The following is a 21,914-nucleotide window of genomic DNA, read 5'->3' as shown; positions in this document are numbered from 1 at the left end:
GGGAATCCTCATGACGGTCATCCGGGTGCTCACGCTGCTGGAGTTGTTGCAGGCCAGCCCCGGCCTGACCGGCCCCGAACTCGCCGACCGGCTGGAGGTGGACGAGCGCACGGTGCGCCGCTACGCGGGGAAACTGTCCGAGCTCGGAGTGCCGGTGGAGGCCGAACGGGGCCGTCACGGCGGCTACCGGCTCCTGCCCGGCTACAAGCTGCCGCCGCTGATGCTCACCGACGACGAGGCCACGGCGGTGGTGCTGGGGTTGCTCGCCGGGCGCCGGACCGGACTGGCGGTGGGGGAGACGGCCACGGAGAGCGCACTGGCCAAGATCCAGCGGGTGCTCCCACAGGCGCTGCGCGAGCGGGTCGCCGCGGTCTCGGCCACGCTGGGGCACACCAGGGCACCGATACCGGCGAGCGCCCCGAAGGCGGGGCCGCTGCTCGCGCTCGCCGGTGCCGCCCGGCGTCGGCACACGACGCGGCTGGCCTACCGGTCCTGGCGGGGTGAGTCCTCCGAGCGTGACCTGGACCCCTACGGAATCGTCTTCCACTCCGGCCGCTGGTATCTCACCGGGTTCGATCACGGCAGCGGGGAGATACGGACCTTCCGGGTGGACCGGGTGACGAGCGCGGTGGAGACCGGGCGGGTCTTCGACGACCCGGGTGAGTTCGACCCGGTGGCCCGCGTGCTGGAGTCGCTGGCGGCGGTGCCGTACCGGCACGAGGTGAAGGTGCTCCTGGCCACCACCATGGAGGAGGCGGCCAGGCGGATCCCGGCCTCCACGGCGACGCTCACCGAGACCACCGGCGGGATCCTGCTGGAGATGAGGGCCGAGCACCTGGCCGGAATGGCGCAGATGCTGGCCGGGCTCGGCTGGCCGTTCACCGTGATCACGCCGGACGAGCTGCGCGGGGAGATCACGGCGCTGGCCGGACGGCTCGTCGAGGCGGCAGCTGCGGGACCATGAGCCGTGGCCGGTCAGCCGGGTTGGGGGTGTGCGGCGGGTGGGTGGCCAGGCGGTCCAGGGCCACCTCGATCGCCTTGTCGAGCTGGGTGTCCACTCCCCGGGCGTAGTCCTGGGGGGTGATGTCCACCTCGATGTCGGGGTCGGTGCCGTAGTTCTCCACCCGCCAGCCCACGTCGTCGAAGGCGAAGGAGAACTCCGGCTGGGTGGTGACCGTGCCGTCGGCGAGCTGGTGGCGGGGCCAGATGCCGATCACCCCGCCCCAGGTGCGCTTGCCGATCAGCGGCCCCAGGCCCAGAAGCTTGAAGGTGTGGCTGAAGATGTCGCCGTCGGACCCGGCCCACTCGTTGGCGATGGCGACCATCGGGCCCCGCGGGGACTCCTCGGGGTAGGGCTCGGGCACACCCCACCGGGGAAAGTTGTAGCCGAGACGGCGGCGGGAGAGCTTCTCCAGCAGCAGGGCCGACACGTGTCCGCCGCCGTTGAAGCGGACGTCGACGATCAGACCCTCGCGGTCGTACTCGGTGAGGAAGCCGCGGTGGAACTCGGAGTAGCCGTCCGGGCCCATGTCGGGGATGTGCAGGTAGCCGATCCGGCCGCCGCTGCGCTCGTGGCAGTGGGCCCGATTGGCCTCCACCCAGTCGCGATAGCGGCCCGGCTGCTCGTCGCCGATGGCCTTCACCTCGAAGGTCCGTCGCTCCTGCCCGCGCTCCACGGTGAGCTGGACCTCCTGGTCCGCCTGGTTGACCAGGAGTTCGTCCGGGCCGGTCTGCGGCCCGACGGGCTGGCCGTTGACGGCCAGCACGGTGTCGCCGGGCCGTACGTCCACCCCGAGGCGGTTGAGCGGTGAGGTGGCGTCGGGATTCCAGCGGTCACCGCCGACGATCCGGGCGACCCGGTAGCGACCGTCCTCGAAGGACCAGTCGACGCCGAGCTTGCCCTGCCGGTAGTGCGGTCGGGACCGGTAGGCGCCCCCGCTCTCGTAGGCGTGGGAGGTGCCGAGCTCGCCGAGCAGTTCCCACAGCAGATCGGAGAACTCTCCCCGGGTGGTGACCCGGTCCACCAGCGGAAGGTAACGCCGGTAGACGCCCTCCCAGTCGATCCCGGCCATGTCCTGGGCCCAGAAGTTCTCCCGCTGCAGCCGCCAGGCCTCGCGGAACATCTGCCGCCACTCGGCCTCCGGGCGGATGGACACCTTGACCCGCGACAGGTCCACCCACCCGCCGGTCCGGCCGGGGCTGTCGTCCTCCTCGGGCTCCTCGCCCGCCTTGATCACCCGTAGCCGTCTCCCCGACTGGTAGAGCAGGGTGGCGCCGTCGTGGCCGAGCCGGAACTCCGAAACGTCCCCGACCAGGGTCTCCTGCTTCTGTTCGGCGAAGTCGTAGACGTGCAGCGTGCCGTCGGAGGAGTCCGCGTAGTCGTCGCCGAGACTGCCCTCGACGGGAAAGGTGAGGTAGACGGCCTTGCCCTTGATCCCGGCGATACGGTCGTAGCGTCCCTCGGGGACGGGAAAGGTGACGACGCGGTCGCAGATGCCCTCCAGCTCGATGACCACCTCGGTCTCCTCCCCGTCCTCGTCCTCGTCGTCCTTGTCGTCGTCCTTGAGGGGACGTGGTTCGGGGACGAAGGGTGAGCGGACGTCGGCGCGGAGCCCGATCGCGTAAGGGCGGGAACCGAGGGGGAATCCCAGGTCGAACTGGAGCTCGTCGTAGACCGGGTTGAAGACGCGCTGGCCGATGAAGTAGAGGTAGTCCCCGCCGGGGTCGAAGGCGGGACAGCTGTCCGACAGCACCGGGCGGGTGGCGAAGAACGTCTCCCCGGTCTCGGCCCGGCACAGTTTGATGGCCGTGGTCTGGGCGGTGTCGCAGCAGGCGTAGGCGAGCCAGCGGCCGTCGGGGGACCAGGCGAGGTCCTCGATGGCGCCGAATCCGCTGGAGTCGGCCACCACGCTCCTGGATTCGCCCGGCGCCTCTCCGGTGAGGTCGACCATGAGCAGTTCGTTGCGGTGGTTGGCGAGCGCGACCCTGTCGCCCTTCGGGGCGACCTCCAGCGCGGTGACACGGCCGGTGTCGAGGTGGTCGAGCCGGACCGGTCCGGTGCTGCCGTCGGCGGTGAGCACGACCAGCACCTCGCGGTCGCCGTCGTCGCTGGCCGCCGCGATGAGCCGCTCGCCGTCGTTCAGCCAGCTCAGCAGGCGGTAGCGGACGCCGTACAGTGCGCCGTGCTGGCGGACCGGACCCTCCCAGGCGGCGAAGGAGAACGCCTTGCCCCGGGTGGTGATGGCCAGCCCGGTGCCGTCGGGGTTGAGCGTGGCGCTGTCCAGGAAGTCCTCGGCGGGGGCGAAGCGCCTGTTGCGCTGGGTCCGGGAACTGCGCAGGGAGACCTCGATGGGGCGTGACTCCCCGTCCTCGACCAGGTAGAGCTCCGCTCCGGCGTGGTAGACCAGCCGGCTGCCGTCGCCGGACAGGTTGCGGGCGTAGTAGTCGGTGTGGTCGGAGTGCCTGCGCAGGTCGCCGCCGTCCGCGGTGCAGGAGTAGACGTTGCCGACCCCCTCGTGGTCGGAGATGAAGTAGACCCGGTCCCCGGCCCAGCAGGGGGAGGCCAGGTTGCCCGGGAGCGCGATGAGCCGCCGGAACTCCTCGTCGCCGACCCACAGGTCGCCCACTGTGCCGCCCCGGTAACGCTTCCAGCGGGCCGGATCGGCGGTGTTGCGGCCGAGCACGATCTGCGGACCGTAGGAGATGGAGTTGGCCGGACCGTACGGCAGGCGCTCCGCGACCCCGTCCGGCCGGATCCTGTGCAGCCACTTCTGGCCGTCGAAGGGCTGGGACTCGTCGCTGGCGTACAGGATGGCCCCCTCGGGATCCCAGCCGGTGACGGTGGAACGAGCGCCGTGATAAGTGATCCGCCGGGCCGATCCGCCGTCGGCGGGCATCACGTAGACCTCTTCAGGCCCCTCCTCGCGCCCGGCGAAGGCGAGCTGGTCGCCACAGGGGGAGAACCGGGGGTATCCCGCCTCGGCCACCCCGGCGGTCAGCCGGAAGGCACGCCCGCCACCGGCGGACACCGTCCACAGGTCGTCCTCGGCGGCGAAGACGACCGCGTCGCCGAAGATGGTCGGGAATCGCAGGTAGGCGGACATCGTGGCACTCCATGATCGAGTGACCGGGTGGGGGTCCGATCCGGTCGCCCGATCATGATTTCACGATCGTTGCGCCCCGATGCGTTCCCTCTGTACCAAGCGTAGCAATACCCCCATAGTGTATATTAAAGCGATTTATACCCCTTATGGCGCTTAATATCCGTTATTAACGGTGATGTTCGGTAGGTCGTCGCGCAGCCTTCTCCGAAGGTCACGCCTGAGGCGGCGAAAAGGCCTACGGTCTGCCGTCTCCGTCGTGAGACCCCGTCCCCGACCGCCGTCAAAGTGGCGGTGACGGCCCCGGTGATGAGTGTCCAGCGCGTCCTGAACCCGGACGGTCCGGATGGTTTCGGGCCGCGCTCGCCCCGCGTCTCTCCCGGTCCCAATGGAGGACGGTGGGATCACCGGAGGATACGCCCGGCGGCGGAGACATGGGCGGCAGGTGCGGAAAGAAGCGGTAAATCGCAGGCCTCAGAATGGATAATGATCTTTACGATTGGGCAGAAAATCCGCACACGCCTTGCGCTCCCGGGAGGTACGCCATGGCCTGGTCGCAAGATGAGGAGCGACTACTGCTGCAGATCGAGCGTCACCTCACCGACGAGGACCCGAGACTGGCGGCACGACTGGAGTCGTTCAACGAGCGTGTCCAGCGCAAGGAGCACGGCCGCCGGAAGAACGACGCGAAGAAGAAACGGGCGCCGCGTCGGCCCCGTCGCTCGACGATCATCATCATGGTCAGCTGGGTGTTGATCGCCACCCTGATCGCCACGCTGCTCGTCCTGACCTTCCGGCACGAGGCCGCCGCGTTCCCCTTCTGACGGTCTCGGAGTGGCTCCGGTTTCGGCAACGCGGACCGTATCGGTTCGTTGGAATGGCAGGGATGGGCGGGAACCAGGCGATCTCCGACGCCACCCGGTGAAACGAGAGGTCACGGCGCGGCCCAGGGGGAGGACCCGTCAGCGCAGCGCGTCGACGAAGGCCGCGACCTGCGGGCGACGGTCCCCCTTCCGCCAGGCGATGGCCAGTTCGCCCGGCGGCAGGCCCGTCACCGGCCGGTAGACCATGCCCGGCCGGTTGTAGAGCGTCGCGTTCCCCTCGGCCACGAGCACCACGCCCAGCCCGCTGGTCACCGCCTCGAAGACCTCCTCCGGGGTATTCGCCGTGACGCCCACCACGGGCTCGTCGTCGCGGGCGTCACGGCCGAGCCAGTAGTCACGCAGCGGGCCCGCCGCGGTGGGCAGCGCGATGAAGGGCTCGTCCCGCAATGCGGAGAACGGAATCTCCGCTCGCGACGCCAGCGGATGGTCCGCCGGCATCGCAACCCCCCGGTGCTCGGTGACCAGCACATGGATGTTCAGTCCCTCCGGGACCGGCAACCAGACGAACGCCACGTCGGACCCGCCGTCGGCCACACCACCGCTCGGGTCGTCCCAGCCGACCAGTCGCAGGGAGACCTCCCACCCCGGCATCCGAGCGCGGAATCTTCGAAAGGCCTCCTGCTGCAGCCCTCTGCCGACGGCGGTCTGCATACCGATGACGAGCGTGCCCGTCGGCGCGGCGGCACGCGCCTCCTCCACACCCGTGTTCCACCTGCCCAGCAGTTCGCGGGCCACCGGCAGGAGCGCGGCCCCCTGCCGGGTGAGCGCGACGCCCCCGGTGACCCGGTCGAACAGGGCGAAGCCGAGCTGCCGCTCCAGCACCCTGACCTGCTTCGACAGCGCAGGCTGGGAGACGAACAGCCGGTCTGCGGCCCGGGTGACGTTCAGCTCCTCGGCCACCGCGACGAAGTAGCGCAGCTCTCGCAGATGCACGTCCATAACCAATGGTTATCGCAACGGGTCTTGGACGGCAAAGCGGCGGTGACCGCAGAGTTGTGGTCATGAAGACACGCGAACTCGGAAGTCTGAAGGTCCCGGCGATCGGTTTCGGGGCGATGGTGCTGTCACCCGGCGTCTACGGCGACATCGACGACGCCCGTGCCGAGACGGCGCTCAGGGCGGCCCTCGACGCGGGCGCGTCCCATGTGGACACCAGTGACGCCTACGGCGCCGACGGACACAACGAGCGCCTGGTCGGCAAGGTGATCAAGGGGCGTCGGGAGGAGGTGGTGATCGCCACCAAGTTCGGCCTCGCCGTACCCGAAGGAGAGCCGAGCCGGCCGTTCCCGGTGGGATACAAATTCGGTGAGCTGAGGGTGAACGGCGAGGCGCGGATGGTCCGCGGCTACGCCGAGCGGAGCTTGCGCAACCTCGGCACCGATGTGATCGATCTCTACTACGCGCACTACCCCGACCCGGGCGTGCCGATCGAGGAGACGGCCGGGGCGATGGCCGAGCTGGTCCAGGCCGGTCTCGTCCGGCAGCTGGGCCTGTCCAATGTGACCGCGGAGCAGCTGCGCCGGGCGCACGCCGTGCATCCGGTGGCGGCCGTGCAGAACGAGTGGTCCATGTGGCGACCCGTGGACGCCGACCTGCTGGCGACCGCCAGGGAGCTGGGAGTCGGGATCGTCGCGTGGAGCCCCCTGGGCAACGGCTTCCTGACGGGAACGGTCCGGAATCTCGGCGAAGGCGACTTCCGGCACAATGCGCCGCGCTTCTCCGCCGAGAACCTGGCCCGCAACAACGACCGCTACGCCCCGATCAGGGACCTGGCCACGCACCTGGGTATCACACCGGCCCAGCTCGCCCTGGCCTGGTTGCTGCACCAGGACGAGCACGTGGTGGCGATCCCCGGCAGCCGCACGCCCGCCCACATCGAGGAGAACCTCGCGGCCGCCGATCTCACACTGCACCCGGACACGCTGGCCCGCGTTGAGCGGGCGCTCGGCACGTTCGAGGCCGAAGGAGGGACGCTGCTCTGACAGCCGTCCGGCCGACGCCGGCGGCATGGTGGTGTCACGGGGCATCGGGATGGTCCCGGCTCCACCGGTACCGATAACGATCGTCCCGAACCCGGACCCGCGGGATCGGGACGATCGCACCGGTCGGTCATCGCCGCCGCCCGGCGGCGACCACGACCTCCACCTTCACCGCATCGCGCGCACGGCCCCGGAGGCCGTCAGACGGGCAGCACCCGCAGCGCGGGATAGCGGACCGAGTTCAGGTACAGCTTGTCGGTGCCGTGTTCCTTCTCCAGCTCCAGGACGAACCGATAGCGGTAGAGCCCCGGCCGGGCGTCGCTCATCACCGCCCCGGCCCAGTAGTAGTAGACAGCGGTGTACTGGTCGCGCATCCGGTCGGGAGCACCGTAGACCTTGAGCTCGGTCATGATCCGGCGTTCGGCGACATCGTCCTCGTCGCCCTTCTCGACGTCGAGGAAGACCAGGTTGTTGATCTTCGGCATCGGAGGCCACTTGCCGTCCGCACCGCGGTGCATGTCGATCGGGCGGATGATCCAGTTGATCACCTGGCCCTGCTTGCAGATGGTCTCCAGATGGTCGTTGCCCTGCCCGACCCCGCCGACGCTGTTGTCCATCATGTAGAGGCAGCCGTCCAGGGACTTCGTCGCGGCGGCCTTCTCCATGTCGACGAGGGTCACCACGTTCAGCTGGACGGAGTTGAGCTGGCCGCGATCGGCGAAGTCAGTGGCCGCGTACGCCTGGGTCATCGGCCTTCCTTTCCCTCGTTGGCGGGACCGGCCAGGGCCGGCCGGGCGGTGGGGGTGAACGGCGTGCTGACGGTGCCGAGCAGGAACGAGAGCCGGTACGAGACCGGTTCGGTGAGGTCCTGCTTGACCTCGGCGGTCCAGAACACGATGTCCGTGCCGGGATACACCTTCCGGGTGGGCTCGGCGATCCGCGGGTCGATCTCGATGTCGTCGAGGGACACGTAGGTCTCGCACTCCAGCGGGATCACGTTCCACAGCAGGGTGTCGCCCTTGCGTACCCGGCTGTGCAGCTCAGGAGTGCCGAAACCGGTGGACCCTGAGGTCTTGTTGGTGTCGTAGAGATAGAGGTTGTCGTCCAGGTTCTCCGACGCCAGCGCGGCCACGGGGTCGACCACCGCGGTGATCGTCACGGGCCTGGCGGGCCGGGCGGGCTGGCGTTCGGGCTGTCTGTTCCTCGGGGGCATACGGCTCCTCCGCTCGAAAATACTCCGGCTCGGATCGGGTCAGCCTGCGGCCGGGACGGGCGGGAGCGGGAGCGCGCCCAGTCCGGCACCGGTGAACCCGTTGCGCTTCGGATCGCTGATGATCTTGAGACTGGACTCGCAGGTCAGGTCCACGGACTCCCAGACCAGCTCGTCGTTGCGCTCGACCAGCTCGTGCAGCTGGACGTGCACCGTGTACGCGTAGACCCCGGGCCGGCTCGTGTCCACGGTCGCGGCCCAGTACCAGCCGTCGTAGACCATGTCGGGCGACCCGTACTGGGCCGGGTAGATGATCTTCTCGGTGACGGCCTGGCCGGTGATGTCGGTGATCACCGGAGCCGGATAGTTGTACGCGTCGGGGTTGCTCGTGGTCTTACCCGTGACGTCCAGCAGCTTGGCCTGAGTGAGGCCGCGCGCGCTGCCCGACGTGCGGGCCCGCGTGCCGACCCGCCGCTGCAGCCGCTTGACATCGGCCTCGCTCACGCCGCCCTCGCTGCTGAGCGAGGCCAGCTCCTCCAGCGTGCGCCGGTCGTCGGCGCGCCCCTGCTCGGCCAGGTAGTTGCGCGGCACCGTCGGGGGGATCGACCCCAGCGCCGAGGGCAACCAGTTCAGCACCTGCTCGGTCGCCTGCGATCCGTCGAGGAAGTAGGTGCCGGGCACGATCGTCACCAGCTGCTCGGTGCCCACCCCGGTGGAACCGAACAACTTCATGTTGTCGAACCAGTACGTGTTGCCGTCGAGCGACCGTGTCCGGAGCGCGTTCTCGACGTCGAAGAGCACGATGATCCCGTGTTGCTGGGCCATGAAACCGCCTTTCGCAGAACGTGGCTCACACGCGCAGCAGCGCGGGCGAGTCGATGTGCAGCACGCTGTTGGGTCCTTCGTGGAGCCTGAGGGAGAGCCGGTACCGGTACGGGACGCCGGGCGTCATGTCGTAGGGCACGACGCCCTCCCACACCAGCAGGTCGTGGTTCTCGTATCCGTTGGAGCCCGTGGCGTCGACCCCCGTCCCGGACACCGCACCGGGTGCCGGAACGGTGGAGGGATCCACCGAATACGGCGGCACGGCCTGGTCGGCCGGGGATGAGACGGCCGCACCGGACAGGAACTCGATGGCCTGGATCTCGACCGGGGTCTGCACGTCCACGTGGATGGGCGTCCACTGGACGACCTGCCCCGGGATCACCGCAGTGACGAGATCGGGGGTTCCCTGGTGCTGGCTCCCCGCCGAGCTGTCGTCGACCAGCGAGACGTTGCCGTTGTGCAGCGTCCGATCGGACAACGCCCCGACGGCGTCGACCATCACGACGATACTGATCCTGTCTTTCATCGATCCTCCTTGAGATGTCATGCAGACGTACGGGCCACCACGTGCTCAGCCCCGGTCCCTGACCAGCGGTGTCTTGCCGACGGTGGTCCGCTCGATCTGGGGTGAGGAACGTGGCACGAACACCAGCCGGAACCCGTATCCGGTCTGCTCGATGGCCGCCGCGTTGGCCTCCCGGTCGTTGAAGAGCGACAGGGAGTTCGGCAGCGCCTGGGTGAACAGCTGCCGCGTCCCGCTCGGGCCGAGGGCCTGCTCGACGATCGCGGCCGTGCCCTCGGCGTCGTCCACCGCCGCCAGCAGGGTGAGGGTCCGGTCCTCACGGTGGTTGTGGAACTGGACCTCGTGCGTGATCAGGTCCAGGTCGACGCCGGTCGTCGAGCGCAGCCGCCCGCGCAGGGCCGCGTAGGCCAGTGTCGCCGAATACTGGCTGTCGTTGAGGTGCAGCACGTCGGCGGTGCGCCCGGCGAACTCGAACCGCTCGGCACGCAGCCCGGGCCCGGTCAGGGCGGGGCGGCGGATCATCCGATCGCCGAGCTTGAGCCGCAGCAGCGGCGTCTCGTCGGCGTGCAGCCGGGTGACGACCAGCTCGCCCTCCTCGCCTTCGGCGACGGCATGGCCGTGCTCGTCCACGATCTCCACCAGGTGCAGCCCCGGCACGGCGGAGAGCGCCGGCGAGGTGTGGTCGAGCTGGAGTCCGACGCATTCGGCCTGGGTCGCGGCGAAGTAGCTGAGGATCGACACGTTGGGGAAGAACGCCTGCAGCTCGTCGCGCTTGCGCTGCGGCAGGGAGCCGCTGCCGTACATGGCGACCCGGAAGCTCGCCCTGGCCAGCGGGGACAGGCCCGCGCCCAGCTCGGGCAGGAGCGCGATGCCGGCGGTGATGCCCATCAGCGCCTTGTCGCCCGGGTAGGAGAACATGTGCTCCAGCACCGGCGCGCTCACCGGTCCCGCGCCGATGTAGTTGACCCCCGGGACGTGGGACAGGACGCCGCCGACCATGGTCCCGCTGCTCCACATCTGGTAGTCGGCCAGGGTGGTGAACAGCCAGCGCGCCGCGGGGCCGCGCAGGTAGCGGCCGAGCTGGTAAGCGCCCATGAACGCCCCGGAGATGCGGTAGGTGTCGCGCAGCTCCCGCAGGGAGTACACGATCTCCAGGGGCATGCCGTCACCGGTGCCGCCGCTGGCCACCACCTCGAACCCGCCGCGGTCGAGCGGCACGACCATCCCGGCCCGCGCGCCCATGAACATGTCCCGCTGCACGGTCTTGTCCGAGAGCGGGATCCGCTCCCACTCGGACATGTCGGCGGGGGCGTCGCGGATCCCGAAGTAGTGCAGCCGCTCGCGCCACAGCGGGTTGAGCAGGGCGACGCCGACGAGCTGCTGAAGCCGGCGGAACACCAGCGCGTTCTGGAGGTCGAGCGGGGACTCGCAGTACGGGACTCCGGTGAGCCGCCCGCATTCATCCAGCTTCCCCGCGAACGACGGCAGCCGGGTGACGTCGTCCACCGAGCGGGGCCGCAGCTCCTCCTCGGGGATCAGCCGTGCCGCCAGCTCCGTCGAGGTGGCGATGTCCAAATCCGTCATGGTCATTGACGACTCCTATTCCGCTGGTCGGGCCGCGGCGCTCGCGCCCAGTACCCGTTGCCCGATGTCTCTGATCTCGGCGATGAGCATGGCCAGGTGGTCGGCGTCGATCAGGTGGTTCATCACCACCACGCGCAGCGCCGCCACCCCGTCGATGTCGACCTTGGAGATGAAGAAGCGCCCGCCGCCCCGGATCCGGTTGCGGATCTCCAGCTGCAGCCGGTGCACGGTCGCCGGTTCCAGGCCGTCTGGCCGGTACCGGAAGCACAGGATGTTGGACTCCGGCTCGTGCACCACGGCGAAGTCCGGTTCGGCGGCGAGCATCCGGTACGCCTGCCGGGCCACCGCGCACAGCCGGTCGATCTTCTGCGCGAACAGCGCCGGGCCGTAGACCGACCAGACCGTCCAGAGCGGCATGATCATCGGGCGTTTCGTGCACTCGAGGTTCTTGTCCGCGCTGTCGTAGGCGCTGTAGACGTCCGGTTCCTCGTCGAAGACGTAGCTGGCGCGCTGTCGGAACGCACCGCGCGCCGTCGCGCCGTCGCGGTAGAAGAGCAGCGTGCACGGCGCCGGCATGAACAGCATCTTGTGGGCGTCCCAGGTCAGCGAGTCGGCCTGCTCGATGCCGCGCAGCCTGTCTCGGTGCCGGTCCGACAGCAGCAGGCTCGCCCCGTGCGCCCCGTCGACATGGAGCCAGAGCCCGTACCGGCGTGCCACGGCCGCGAGCTCCTCCAGCGGGTCGAAGGAGCCCATCGACGTGGTCCCGGCCGAGGCCACCAGGCAGAACGGTCGCAGACCGCGCCGGTGCGCCTCATCCAGCACCGGACCGGCCAGGTCGGGGCGGATCCGCCCGGCCTGGTCGACCGGGAGCCGGACGATCTGCCGTTCCCCGATGCCGAGCACCCCGGCCGCCCGGGTCACGCTGTAGTGGGCCTCCTCGCTGACCGCGATGGCCGGGGGACCCGACATGCCGCCGGCGCCGCGCGTCCAGATCTGCGGGAAGGCGCGGTTGCGGGCGGCCAGCAGCGCGGTCAGGTTGGCCAGGGAGCCCCCCGAGGTCGTCACCATGGCGAACCGGTCGCGATCCCAGCCGATGAACCGGTTGAGCTCCTCGGCCATGAGCCGCTCGGCGACATTGGGGAGTTGCCCGGCCTCGTAGAAGGAGGAGGGCTGGTTGACCACCGAGCCGACCAGGTCGATGAGGCCGGCCAGCGGCACCACGCCGGAGAACTGCCGTCCCATGTAGCCGGGTGAGTAGACCGGGATGCCGGTCTCCGTGTACAGGTCGACGATCTGGTTCACCCGGTCGGCGTCGAAGTCGGCGATGCGCTGCCGTTCCGGGGTCATCAGTCCCCGCGCGGCCTTCAGCAGCACCGCCGGGTCGAGGAGGTCGAGTCCCCGGACCGACCGGTCGCCCAGATACGTCGTCAGGCGGCTGACGATGTCCACGGCGCCGTCGTGGAAACGTTCGGGGTCGAAGGCCGCGGCGAGGCCCGGCGTGGGTGACCGGGAGCCTTCGCCGGTCGTCGGCTCTGGAAAGGAACTCTGGACATCGGAAAGCGAACTCGTCACGGAGGAGACTCCAAATGATCCGGCGTTGGGAACACCCATGTGGTCGCGCCTGGAAGAGAATTCGGACATGGCGAATTGAACTCCCGGGCGATCACATGAAGGTTCTCGCGAACAAATGGTGATCTGCGGTGATGCGTCGAGCGAGAAAGAGATCCCCGGCATCCGGGGACGCGAGGCGGCATTCATGCCGCCGTTGAGCCGTTCTGGCAGGTTGGAACGGTCCAACCTCGGGAGGGAATGTCGATCGTGAGGGTGGGTGAGGGCGCGAGAGGGCGTCGCCGCCCCTGCTCGCGCCTGGTTCAAGTGGTTCGAACCGGGCCGGCGACGATGTCGCCGCCGATCAATATCTGGAGGAGACCCGTCGTGGACGAATCGCGATTAATTCAACCTGAATTTCATCCGCCGTATACGTTGGCACGCCCGTCATGTAAGGGAGCTAATCATTGATGACAGGAGAGGCGCAAGACCTCGGGTGCAGTTGGAGTGGCAGAATCCGGCCACAGTTACTTGCGCATGGCGATGGTGGCGGGTGATGTTCGGTTGTTTTAGGCGTATGAGTTTTTCTCACGAACTTGAATTGGGCTCGGCGTTCGAGGCCGCCGTCTTGGCTGGCGATCCTATTAGCTGGACATTCTTATTGCATTTGGTTGTATTCACCAAAATGGCTTAGAAGCCTAAATAAGATGATATGCCGGGTTTTCCCGGCGGGTTGGCCCTGAAAACAGTGGCTGACGACACCGCCGAGGGCCTGGAGTCCAGGATGGAGGACGCCGAGCCGGCTTTCACCTGGCGCACACCTTGCGACCTCGCTCAGGCGCGGTCGCTCCCGTTCCCCATCAAGCGGCCGCATACCTGTGCCAGGTCGCAGGACAGCGCGTTGCCCGGAACGCCCGCTCAGGACGAGCCGTGGAAACGCCGGTGCAGGTCGTGCACCTGGTCCGCGAGGTCGGGGACCGGGCCCTCCACCACGAGGTCGGGGACCACCTGGTGGATCGGCAGGGTCCGCACGGGAGGCGCGGGAACCCCCAGTTCGGCGAGCCAGGCCGCCAGTTGCTCCGAGGAACTCGCGTACACGATGCGACCCAGCCCGACCCAGCCGTGCGCGGCGGCGCACATCGGGCAGTGCTCACCCGAGGTGAAGACGGTCGCCGCAGCCCGTTCGGCCGGGGTCATGTTGGCCGCCGCCCAGCGTGCCAGTTCGAACTCGGGGTGGCGGGTCCGGTCGCCGGAGGCCACCCGGTTGTGGTCCTCGGCCAAGGCGGTACCGTCCGCGGCGACGAGGACGGAGCCGAACGGCTCGTCCCCCACCTCCAAGGCCTCGGCCGCCAGTTCCACACAGCGGCGCAGGTGCCGCAGATCGCTCTCGTCCACCATGACGACCTCTCCTGAATATGATTTTCAATGCGTGCCATGCCCGGTCCCGAGCCGGTGAACTCGGGGAACCCGGGGGACGGGCGGCCGAGCGGTGCCGGGGGCGGGAGGCGCCGTTCGCGGGGAGAGCCGTCCGCGCTTCCGTGTTCCCGGGTACGCCGCCGGGTGGGAGCGCCGTACGGCGTCAGCCGAGGGCGCGCAGGAAGTCCGCGGCCACCGGGGCGGCGACCGCCCCGCCGCCCGTTCCCTCTTCCACGATGACCGCGAAGGCCAGGTCACCCCGGAAGCCGATGAACCAGGCGTGGGTCTTCAGCGCGTCCTGTGCGCCGAACTCGGCGGTGCCGGTCTTGCCCCGGGTGCCCGCCGGCAGGCCCGCGTCCTTGGCGGTGCCCTTGGTGACCACCGCGGACATCATCTGGTGGATCTGGGAGGTGACGCCCTCGGGAAGCTGCTGCGGCGCCACCTTCTGCTTGATGGAGGGGACCAGGGTCGGTGGGCGCCAGGTGCCGTCGGCCAGTGCGGCGGCGGCTGAGGCCATCAGCAGAGGACTGGCGGTGATCCGGCCCTGGCCGAAGGACTCCGCGGCGAGCTCGGCGTCACTCTGGGCCCTGGGGAAGCTGCCCTTGGCAGCCGGGACGCCGATGTTGAGCGGGCTGTTGAAGCCGAACAGCTCGGCGGTGCTCAGCAGCTTGTCGGCGCCCAGTCGCTCCTTGGCCAGCGGGGCGAAAGTGGTGTTGCACGAGTAGGCGAAGGCGTCGGAGAAGCTCACCGAGCCGTATCCGGCGTGGTGGGAGTTGCGGATCGGCAGGCCGCCGACCGTGACGTCCTTGGGGCAGGTGGTCCGCTCGGCGGGCGTCATCCCCTCGGCCAGCAGCCCGACCCCGGTGATCGCCTTGAAGGTCGAGCCGGGCGGGTAGTTGCCGTCCAGCGCTCGGTTGAAACCGCCCTGGTTGTTCACCACGGCGAGTATCTCGCCGGAGGACGGCCTGACCGCGACCAGCGACGCGGTCTGTTTCAGATCGCGGACCGCGTCGGCGGCTGCTCCCTGAATCCGCAGGTCCAGGCTGCTCTCGACCGCCTCGCCGTCCGCCCCCTCGATTTTGCCGATGGTCTTGGCGGTCTTCTTGTCCGTGCCGACGAGCTGGATCTCGGTGGCGGGGGTGCCGGCCAGGCGTTGCTGGAAGGTCTGCTGCAGCCCACCCCGGCCGATCGCGTCGCCCTTCTTGTAGGAGGAGCCGAGGGCTTTGACGTCCTTGTCGGTGGCCTTGTCCAGGTAGCCGACGAGCTGCTGCACCGAGCCGCCCACGTCGGCGCCGTCGAGGCGCTCACCCCCCGCGGCGGTGATCTTCGCTCGCTCCGGCCATTTGGTCTTCAGAGTGAACGTGTCGCCTGCGGTCATGTCGGGGTGCACGGACCTGGGAGACCACTTGACCCGCCAGGTGCGGTCGACGACCGCCAGGTCCAGGACACCTGAGTAGCTCCATTCGCCGACGTCCTTCAACGTCAACGTGGTGGTGTAGGCGGCTTCGCCAGCGCCGTCGCCGGTCTCGCGCACCGAGTCCAGCCGTACCGTGGTGCCCTCGACCGCGAGGTTCCTGCGCATGTCCTCGTACGCCTTGGCGAACGCGGGGTCGTTCACGCCGAGCTCTCCGCGCATCGTGGTCAGATCACCGCTCTGCCACGCCTGGGTGAAGCGCTGGGCGGTCTCCTGAGGGGTGCCCCGGGTGTGCAGGAACCACCATGCCCCGCCGCCGGCGGCCCCCGCCACCAGCACGACGGCCACCGATGTGATCGCGATCGTCTTACCACGCTGCACCCGACTACCCCCTGTTCTCCGGTCTCAAGGGCCGGAGCCTAGCGCGGCCAATACGATATATAACGACAAATGGTTATTCGTTCGCGGTACGTCTGGGCGCGTAGCTCGGCACGTACTCCTGTCCCGACAGTTCCTGGATCGCCGCCATGATCTCGTCGGTCACCTGACGCCGGTCGCGCGCGCTGGTCTCCGAACCGGAGAACGTCATCGGCTTGCCGATCCGCACCCCCACCCGGCCCAGTTTGGGCGTCGAGGCCCCGATGGGGAGCACCTTGTCGGTGCCGCTCATCGCCACCGGGATCACCGGTGCCCCGGTGGCCAGGGCCAGCCAGGAGGCTCCGACCTTACCCCGGTAGAGACGGCCGTCGGGGGAACGGGTGCCTTCGGGGTAGATGCCGAACAGGTCGCCCTCCCGCAGCACCCGCGCGGCCGCGTCCAGCGTGTCCTGCGCGGTGGTCGGACTCTGCCGGTCGATGCTGATCTGGCCGGTGGCCCGCATGTAGGCCGCCGTGATGGGGTTGCCGGTGAAGTATTCGGACTTGGCGACGAACCTGACCTGGCGGGGGAGCACCAGCGGCAGGAAGGTCGAGTCGAGGACCGACAGGTGGTTGGAGGCCAGAATGGCCGGGCCCGTCCTTGGTACGTGCTCAGTCCCGCTGACCTCGGTCGGCCACAGCAGATGAAGGAAAGGGGCACTGACAATCTTGGTCAGGCGATAGAGCACGGGCTCTCCTCATGAGACGGGTTCACCACACTAGGTGGTGGCCCAGTGGGCGGCACGTGTGCGCATCCGAACAAGCAACGCCCCCACCTTTGTAGTTCTCCTCCAAAGCCGGAGGTCTTTTTCAGGATGAAACCTGAAAAAGGAAACGCCCCGCAGGAGCTCAGGCTCCTGCGGGGCGGAACGTTTGGTGCCGATGTGGCGGTCGCCTCCTCGGCGAGAGGCACAACACGGCTCCAGCCGAACGGTATTCCGTGAAGGCGGTAATTTGCGGCCCGGGGGACACAAACCACATCGGCACGATTACTGTAACCGACCTGCGCCGGTAGTTATTCCGCATCGGGCCGTCGGCGTGTCCGGTGCGGTCGGAGACTCCCCACCGGCCGCAGGTCACGGTCCTGCGCCGCGATTTCGGCCAGATGCCGGGAAAGTGCTCGGCGGGCACGGGACATGATCGTTCCTGGCCCGCGCCCGTCCTCCAGGTCCTCCACCCGGGGCCGGGCACTGACACGGCCGGCCTGCTGCACACCCAGAAAGCACCATCGGATTGACGCGCCGCCGCTCGGCGCGTGGCAGGCGGTCAGCCCCTGCCTGGCAGGGCCCCGTGGGCGACGGCCTGGCGTTCGGCCTCCAGGCGTTCCGCCGTCTCTCGTTCGGCCACCACTTTCCTGTCGTAGACGGCGCGAGCGGCCGCGATGGCGTTCTGGTGCTCCTCGGTCCAGACGACCAGGGCGCTGATGGTGCTGTGCAGGGTCGCACCCATCGGGGTCAGCTCGTAGTCCACCCGTGGCGGGACGGTGGGGTGCACGGTCCGGCTCACCAGCCCGTCGCGTTCCAGATGCCGCAGCGTACGGGTCAGCATGCGCTGGCTGACCCCATCGATCGCGCGGCTCAGCTCGCTGAAGCGCAGGCTCCGCTTGTCGAGCAGCGCGATGACCAGAAGCGACCACTTGTCGGCGATGCGGTCGAGAATGTGCCGCACCTCACACTCCGCGCGCTGGTCCCACTGGAGAACGTCCTCGTCGATGCCGGTATCCCCGCAGTAACCGAGGGACCTGAAAGTGCCGTCTTCCATGGTCATCGATAGTGCCTGACGATGCTGTCACTTACAAGAAGGAACCAAGAGACATTTGGGAACCGTCTCCGGATCGGTTCCCCGATGCAGAGGGGCTGGACTCCGATGTCGAATTCCGTCAACGGGCCCGCACGCATGACAGGGCGGGCGTGGGGCGTGTTGCTGGTGTTGTGCGGCGCGATCTTCCTAGAGGGGATCGACGTGGCGATGCTGAACGTGGCGCTACCGTCGATCCGCGCCGACCTGGGGTTGTCCACCGGAATGCTCAGCGGCGTGGTCAGCGCCTACGTGCTCGGCTACGGCGGGTTCATGTTGCTGGGCGGCCGCGCCGCCGACCTGCTGGGACACCGGCGGATGTTCGTGGCGTGGCTGAGTGTCTTCCTGCTCTTCTCCGGGCTCGGCGGGTTCGCCACCGAAGGCTGGATGTTGCTGGCCGCGCGCTTCGTCACGGGAGTGGCGGCCGCGTTCATGGCGCCGGCCGGGCTGGCGCTGGTCACCTCCACCTTCCCCGAGGGCCGCGTACGCACCAAGGCGCTGGGCGTGTACGCGGGAACGGCGGCGGGCGGGTTCTCGCTCGGACTGGTCGCGGGCGGCGTGCTCACCTCGTTCGGCTGGCGGTGGGTGTTCTTCGCGCCGGTCATCCTGTCCGCACTGATCCTGGTGGCGGCGCTGGCCCTGCTGCGCGACACCGGCGGCGAGCGGGCTCGGGGCGGCTTCGACCTGGCGGGGTCGCTGTCCATCACCGGTGCCATGCTGCTCCTGGTATACGGCGTGGTCCGGCTGGAGCACCCCGGTGACGGGCCCCTCCTGACCGTTGCGACGTTCGTCGCGGGGCTGGCGCTGCTCGGGCTGTTCGTCGCGATCGAGCGGCGGTCGTCGTCGCCGCTGGTGCGGCTGGGCATCCTGCGCAACGCGTCGCTCGTGCGCGTCAACGTGGCGGCGCTGCTGTTCCTGGTGGCGTTCGCCGGCTTCCAGTTCCTGGCCACCCTGTACTTCCAGGAGGTGCGCGGCTGGAGCACGATGCAGACCGGCCTGGCCATGCTGGTGATCGGGATCGACACGGTGCTCGCGCCCACGCTGACGCCACACCTGGTCAACCGCTTCGGAAACGCGCGGGTCCTGTTCGGCGGCATCGTGCTCGCGGCGGTCGCGTACGCGCTGTTTCTGCCCGTCGGCATGGACTGGGCCTACACCGCCATGCTTCCGGCGTTGCTCCTGCTCGGTCTGGCTTTCGCGCTGGTGTACGGCCCGCTGACCATGGCCGCGACCGAGGGCGTCGAGGAGCAGGAGCACGGCCTGGCGGGCGGTCTGCTCTACACGGCCATGCAGTTCGGCATGGCGCTCGGGCTGTCGGCCGTCACCGCGGTCAGCGTCTCCGCCGGAACCGGTCTGGACGCGCTGCGGACCGCGCTGATGGTCCCGCTGGCGGCGGCGCTGCTCGGCGTGGTCGTCCTGGCCTTCGGCCTGCGCGCCCCCGCCGCCTCCCCCGAACCGGCCCAAGAGTCCGCCCCCGCCACCGTCTGAGCAGCAGGGAGACAACGTTGACCGACCACGTGACGTCGTTCGCCGAGATCAAGGATCAGTTCGACACCTACATCGGCGACATCGTGTACGCGACCATGACCACGGTCGACCAGAAGGGACGACCCCGCGCACGAGTGCTGATCCCCGTCTGGGAGAGCGTCGACGGCCGGCCGGTGGGCTGGCTCGCCACTTACAAGACACCGGTCAAGGCTGCCCACCTGGCGGGCAACCCGCACAGCACGTTCTCCTACTGGACGCCGCGGCAGAACGCGGTGAGCGTCGACACCGTCGCCACCTGGGCCGACGACCTGGAGACCAAGCGCCATGTGTGGGACCTCTACCGGCGTACGAGCCCGCAGGGGGCCGGCTACAACTTGGGCGACTTCTGGCGCGACCCGGGCGACCCGAAGCTGCACGTGCTACGGCTGGAGCCATGGCGCGTGCAGGTGATCAGGGGCGGCGACCTGCACAGCAGGATCTGGTACGCGCCGGGGAAACGCTGAGCGACCCGGAGACACCGCCGAGCCGCCCTGTTCCAGAATCGGGGGTCAGAGAGATTTGGAACGGAATCCGGTGTTAGCGGGGTTCCCGCTGGTCAGCGAAGCCTTCATCTTCCGTTTGTCCGAACGTGGCCCGCGCCGGATTCCGTTCGCTTTCACACCTTGGTGTTGATCGCCCGCCTCTGATGCTGATGCGGAACCGACGGCTGCTCCGCTTCGGCCCCGAGTCGGATTTGATCCTGCTTCTGGCTGGCGATCGCAGATGCTCGGGCCGACGAGGGTGAGACAGCGCTGTGCTAGGGGATGCTGGCGGTAGCTTGTCACAGGTCTTCGATGCAGCTGACGGCGATGTCGTCGGGTTGGTGTAGAGGCGTAGGTAGCGGTCGTTGGCGTGTCCGAGGCGGCGTTCGAGTTCGGCGCGGTTGTGGCCGGAGGCTTGGGAGAGCTGGAAGGCGAAGGTGTGGCGGGCGTCGTGTGGGCGCAGGGTGCCGAGCTTGCGGTCGGGGTCGGGCGTCTGAGCGTCGTGCAGACGGCCGGCCTCGCCGATGATGGTGTTGATCGAGCTGGCCCACTCGGGTTCGTGTCATCAGCTGCAGTGCGCCACGAGGCGCTGATTTGTCCGGATGGAGGTGGAAGACCACCATCTCCTCGCCGTCGTAGCGGTGAGGTGAAGCTGGAGGCAGCTCGAACCGGGGATTGCCGGTGAGGGCGGGAGCAGCCTCGACAAAGTCGGGTCGGCCCAGGGCTGCTGGAGGGGCCGGGCCCGGTGAGCGAGACGGGAAGGTACACGCGAGGAACCGGTGTTGTTACGCCTCTCGATGTGACGCCAGCTCAAACCCACCCGATTTCGAAAACAAGACAAATGATGCTAAGTGACCATTGAGGCGATTGCTTCCTGATAGTCACCGATTACGGGTGGCCTTCTCAAAACACCACCTCCCTGGGCGCGGCCTGGCCACCACGGCCCTCCAGCTTGGCTTCCTCAGCCTCACCCAGCGTCGCAACCGCGATCCGATCGAATGAGGCGCCATCCGGCCGCGCTGCCCGACCAATCGCAGATCACCGGGCAACCCTGGGGCCCGGCGGCCGAGCCCGCCCACGTGAAGGAGCAGTATGAGCACGCAGGCCATCGGGGTCAAGATCATCGGAGCGGGCGGCCGGGCCGGCTACAGGCATGTCCCAACGTTGCGGACACTGCCGGAGTTCGAGGTGGTCACTGTGGCGGCGCGCCGCATGGAGTCGGCCCAGAACGCGGCCGAGAAGTTCGGTATTCCGTACGCTTTCGCCGTGCACCTTGGACCCCGAGCCAGAGGGGATCATCCGGTACGTGACTTGGTTTGATTACATCATTACAATCTGGAAGAATTCAGCCCTCTTCGCCACCTTGGAAAGGACCGCCATGATCACGGAGTACATCCGCTACCGCATCCCCGACGCATGATCACGGAGTACATCCGTTACCGCATCCCCGACGAACGATTCGGGGAGTTCGAGGAGGCCTACAGCAGGGCGGCCGGCGTTCTGGCGCAGGCGCCGCAGTGCGGAGACTATGAGCTCAGCCGCTGCCTGGACGATCCCGCCTGCTACATCCTGCGGATCACCTGGACCTCGGCCAAGGACCACCTGGAGGGGTTCCGGGGCGGCGAGCTGTTCCCCGCCTTCCTGGCAGAGATCCGGCCCTACGTCGGAATGATCGAGGAGATGCGCCCCTACGAGCGGACCGTGGTGCACGGCAACGGCGGCCGCGTCCCCAGCCTGTACACGTGGGCAGGCGGAACTGAGGCATTCGAGCGGCTTACCGAGCGCTTCTACGAGCTGGTCAAGGCCGACGAGCTGGTCGGGCCGCTGTTCGCGCATATGGACCCCCGCCACCCCCGCTACGTGGCCATGTGGCTGGGGGAGGTCTTCGGCGGCCCGGCGCGCTACACCGGCGAGCGCGGCGGATATGCGCACATGCTCGGCAACCATCTCAACAGAGGGATCACCGAGGCGCAGCGCCGCCGCTGGGTGGCCCTGCTGGCCGACGCCGCCGACGAGGTCGGCCTGCCGGACGACCCCGAGTTCCGTGCCGCGTTCATGGGCTACATCGAATGGGGCACCCGGCTCGCCCTCGCCAACTCCCAGCCCGGGGCCACACCGGTGCGGCAGGCGCCGGTGCCGCGGTGGGGCTGGGGCGTCGCACCGCCGTACCAGAGCTAAGCCCTACCTCGACGACAGATCGCCAAGCTGG

The 21,914-nt window shown here is 68.7% G+C and carries 20 protein-coding genes; 7 read left to right on the top strand and 13 right to left on the bottom strand.

Going from position 1 to position 21,914, the window contains the following annotated elements; all coding sequences use genetic code 11:
* The first annotated feature begins 10 nt into the window (after positions 1-10).
* Positions 11-964 carry a helix-turn-helix transcriptional regulator gene (locus OHA77_RS01395; protein WP_406315502.1) on the top strand — a complete coding sequence of 318 codons (954 nt, stop codon included), beginning with the start codon at positions 11-13 and terminating at the stop codon, positions 962-964.
* Here the strand turns inward: OHA77_RS01395 and OHA77_RS01390 are convergent.
* Entirely contained in the window at positions 915-4,103 is a 3,189-nt protein-coding gene (locus OHA77_RS01390; protein ID WP_406315500.1) for a PDZ domain-containing protein, read from the bottom strand. The genes OHA77_RS01395 and OHA77_RS01390 overlap by 50 nt on opposite strands.
* A 542-nt stretch (positions 4,104-4,645) precedes the next feature.
* Here OHA77_RS01390 and OHA77_RS01385 point away from each other — a divergent pair.
* Entirely contained in the window at positions 4,646-4,924 is a 279-nt protein-coding gene (locus OHA77_RS01385) for a DUF3040 domain-containing protein (RefSeq protein ID WP_326822500.1), read from the top strand.
* Positions 4,925-5,062: 138 nt separating this feature from the next.
* Here OHA77_RS01385 and OHA77_RS01380 read toward each other — a convergent pair whose 3' ends face one another.
* Positions 5,063-5,923 carry a LysR family transcriptional regulator gene (locus tag OHA77_RS01380; protein ID WP_406315498.1) on the bottom strand — a complete coding sequence of 287 codons (861 nt, stop codon included), beginning with the start codon at positions 5,921-5,923 and terminating at the stop codon, positions 5,063-5,065.
* A gap of 62 nt (positions 5,924-5,985) precedes the next feature.
* Between OHA77_RS01380 and OHA77_RS01375 the strand changes: the two genes are divergently transcribed.
* Positions 5,986-6,966 (top strand): aldo/keto reductase, encoded by a 981-nt coding sequence (locus OHA77_RS01375; protein WP_406315496.1) that lies wholly within the window; start codon positions 5,986-5,988, stop codon positions 6,964-6,966.
* Positions 6,967-7,163: 197 nt separating this feature from the next.
* On the opposite strand, the gene OHA77_RS01370 is transcribed toward OHA77_RS01375, so the two are convergent.
* The 10 genes from OHA77_RS01370 to OHA77_RS01325 form a co-directional block, all read right to left on the bottom strand.
* On the bottom strand, positions 7,164-7,712 hold the full coding sequence (locus OHA77_RS01370; protein ID WP_406315494.1) for a hypothetical protein: 549 nt from the start codon (positions 7,710-7,712) through the stop codon (positions 7,164-7,166).
* Positions 7,709-8,176: a hypothetical protein gene (locus OHA77_RS01365; protein WP_406315492.1), complete on the bottom strand. Its 468-nt coding sequence runs from the start codon at positions 8,174-8,176 to the stop codon at positions 7,709-7,711. Before OHA77_RS01365 ends, OHA77_RS01370 begins: the two co-directional genes overlap by 4 nt.
* Before the next feature lie 39 nt (positions 8,177-8,215).
* Entirely contained in the window at positions 8,216-8,998 is a 783-nt protein-coding gene (locus tag OHA77_RS01360) for a hypothetical protein (RefSeq protein WP_406315490.1), read from the bottom strand.
* Positions 8,999-9,023: 25 nt separating this feature from the next.
* Positions 9,024-9,524, bottom strand: coding sequence for a hypothetical protein (locus tag OHA77_RS01355; RefSeq protein WP_406315488.1), 501 nt, complete (start codon positions 9,522-9,524; stop codon positions 9,024-9,026).
* A 45-nt stretch (positions 9,525-9,569) separates the two neighbouring features.
* Positions 9,570-11,111, bottom strand: a complete 1,542-nt coding sequence (locus OHA77_RS01350; RefSeq protein WP_406315486.1) for a hypothetical protein — start codon at positions 11,109-11,111, stop codon at positions 9,570-9,572.
* Positions 11,112-11,120: 9 nt separating this feature from the next.
* Complete coding sequence (locus OHA77_RS01345; RefSeq protein WP_406315484.1) at positions 11,121-12,677, bottom strand: pyridoxal phosphate-dependent decarboxylase family protein; 1,557 nt, start codon at positions 12,675-12,677, stop codon at positions 11,121-11,123.
* Positions 12,678-13,571: 894 nt separating this feature from the next.
* Positions 13,572-14,051 (bottom strand): nucleoside deaminase, encoded by a 480-nt coding sequence (locus OHA77_RS01340; protein ID WP_326822509.1) that lies wholly within the window; start codon positions 14,049-14,051, stop codon positions 13,572-13,574.
* Positions 14,052-14,232: 181 nt separating this feature from the next.
* Positions 14,233-15,864, bottom strand: coding sequence for a penicillin-binding transpeptidase domain-containing protein (locus tag OHA77_RS01335; protein ID WP_406315482.1), 1,632 nt, complete (start codon positions 15,862-15,864; stop codon positions 14,233-14,235).
* 73 nt (positions 15,865-15,937) lie between these two features.
* A complete protein-coding gene (locus tag OHA77_RS01330; RefSeq protein WP_326822511.1) occupies positions 15,938-16,588 on the bottom strand; it encodes a lysophospholipid acyltransferase family protein in 651 nt (216 codons plus the stop codon).
* Positions 16,589-17,165: 577 nt separating this feature from the next.
* Positions 17,166-17,660 (bottom strand): winged helix-turn-helix transcriptional regulator, encoded by a 495-nt coding sequence (locus OHA77_RS01325; protein ID WP_406315480.1) that lies wholly within the window; start codon positions 17,658-17,660, stop codon positions 17,166-17,168.
* Between the two features lie 105 nt (positions 17,661-17,765).
* Here OHA77_RS01325 and OHA77_RS01320 point away from each other — a divergent pair, with 105 nt between their 5' ends.
* Entirely contained in the window at positions 17,766-19,184 is a 1,419-nt protein-coding gene (locus OHA77_RS01320) for an MFS transporter (RefSeq protein WP_406315478.1), read from the top strand.
* A gap of 17 nt (positions 19,185-19,201) precedes the next feature.
* Positions 19,202-19,687 (top strand): pyridoxamine 5'-phosphate oxidase family protein, encoded by a 486-nt coding sequence (locus OHA77_RS01315; RefSeq protein ID WP_406315476.1) that lies wholly within the window; start codon positions 19,202-19,204, stop codon positions 19,685-19,687.
* A 73-nt stretch (positions 19,688-19,760) separates the two neighbouring features.
* Here OHA77_RS01315 and OHA77_RS01310 read toward each other — a convergent pair whose 3' ends face one another.
* Positions 19,761-20,168 (bottom strand): hypothetical protein, encoded by a 408-nt coding sequence (locus OHA77_RS01310; protein WP_406319969.1) that lies wholly within the window; start codon positions 20,166-20,168, stop codon positions 19,761-19,763.
* A 629-nt stretch (positions 20,169-20,797) separates the two neighbouring features.
* Here OHA77_RS01310 and OHA77_RS01305 point away from each other — a divergent pair.
* Positions 20,798-21,025: a Gfo/Idh/MocA family oxidoreductase gene (locus OHA77_RS01305; RefSeq protein ID WP_406315474.1), complete on the top strand. Its 228-nt coding sequence runs from the start codon at positions 20,798-20,800 to the stop codon at positions 21,023-21,025.
* Between the two features lie 96 nt (positions 21,026-21,121).
* Positions 21,122-21,883: a group II truncated hemoglobin gene (locus OHA77_RS01300; RefSeq protein ID WP_406315472.1), complete on the top strand. Its 762-nt coding sequence runs from the start codon at positions 21,122-21,124 to the stop codon at positions 21,881-21,883.
* The last annotated feature ends 31 nt before the right edge of the window (positions 21,884-21,914 follow it).

The sequence above is a fragment of the Streptosporangium sp. NBC_01639 genome (assembly GCF_045209755.1).
Lineage (GTDB): Bacteria > Actinomycetota > Actinomycetes > Streptosporangiales > Streptosporangiaceae > Streptosporangium.
Note: the sequence above shows the minus strand (reverse complement) of the source record. Positions and strands in the feature narration are given on the sequence as shown.

Bases quoted from the DNA above. Each gene is read 5' to 3' on its own strand.
- OHA77_RS01395 (WP_406315502.1), top strand. From the start codon at position 11: ATGACGGTCATCCGGGTGCTCACGCTGCTGGAGTTGTTGCAGGCCAGC.
- OHA77_RS01385 (WP_326822500.1), top strand. From the start codon at position 4,646: ATGGCCTGGTCGCAAGATGAGGAGCGACTACTGCTGCAGATCGAGCGT.
- OHA77_RS01305 (WP_406315474.1), top strand. From the start codon at position 20,798: ATGAGCACGCAGGCCATCGGGGTCAAGATCATCGGAGCGGGCGGCCGG.
- OHA77_RS01325 (WP_406315480.1), bottom strand. From the start codon at position 17,660: ATGGAAGACGGCACTTTCAGGTCCCTCGGTTACTGCGGGGATACCGGC.
- OHA77_RS01320 (WP_406315478.1), top strand. From the start codon at position 17,766: ATGTCGAATTCCGTCAACGGGCCCGCACGCATGACAGGGCGGGCGTGG.
- OHA77_RS01365 (WP_406315492.1), bottom strand. From the start codon at position 8,176: ATGCCCCCGAGGAACAGACAGCCCGAACGCCAGCCCGCCCGGCCCGCC.
- OHA77_RS01350 (WP_406315486.1), bottom strand. From the start codon at position 11,111: ATGACCATGACGGATTTGGACATCGCCACCTCGACGGAGCTGGCGGCA.
- OHA77_RS01370 (WP_406315494.1), bottom strand. From the start codon at position 7,712: ATGACCCAGGCGTACGCGGCCACTGACTTCGCCGATCGCGGCCAGCTC.
- OHA77_RS01390 (WP_406315500.1), bottom strand. From the start codon at position 4,103: ATGTCCGCCTACCTGCGATTCCCGACCATCTTCGGCGACGCGGTCGTC.
- OHA77_RS01340 (WP_326822509.1), bottom strand. From the start codon at position 14,051: ATGGTGGACGAGAGCGATCTGCGGCACCTGCGCCGCTGTGTGGAACTG.
- OHA77_RS01375 (WP_406315496.1), top strand. From the start codon at position 5,986: ATGAAGACACGCGAACTCGGAAGTCTGAAGGTCCCGGCGATCGGTTTC.
- OHA77_RS01300 (WP_406315472.1), top strand. From the start codon at position 21,122: ATGATCACGGAGTACATCCGTTACCGCATCCCCGACGAACGATTCGGG.
- OHA77_RS01380 (WP_406315498.1), bottom strand. From the start codon at position 5,923: ATGGACGTGCATCTGCGAGAGCTGCGCTACTTCGTCGCGGTGGCCGAG.
- OHA77_RS01355 (WP_406315488.1), bottom strand. From the start codon at position 9,524: ATGAAAGACAGGATCAGTATCGTCGTGATGGTCGACGCCGTCGGGGCG.
- OHA77_RS01360 (WP_406315490.1), bottom strand. From the start codon at position 8,998: ATGGCCCAGCAACACGGGATCATCGTGCTCTTCGACGTCGAGAACGCG.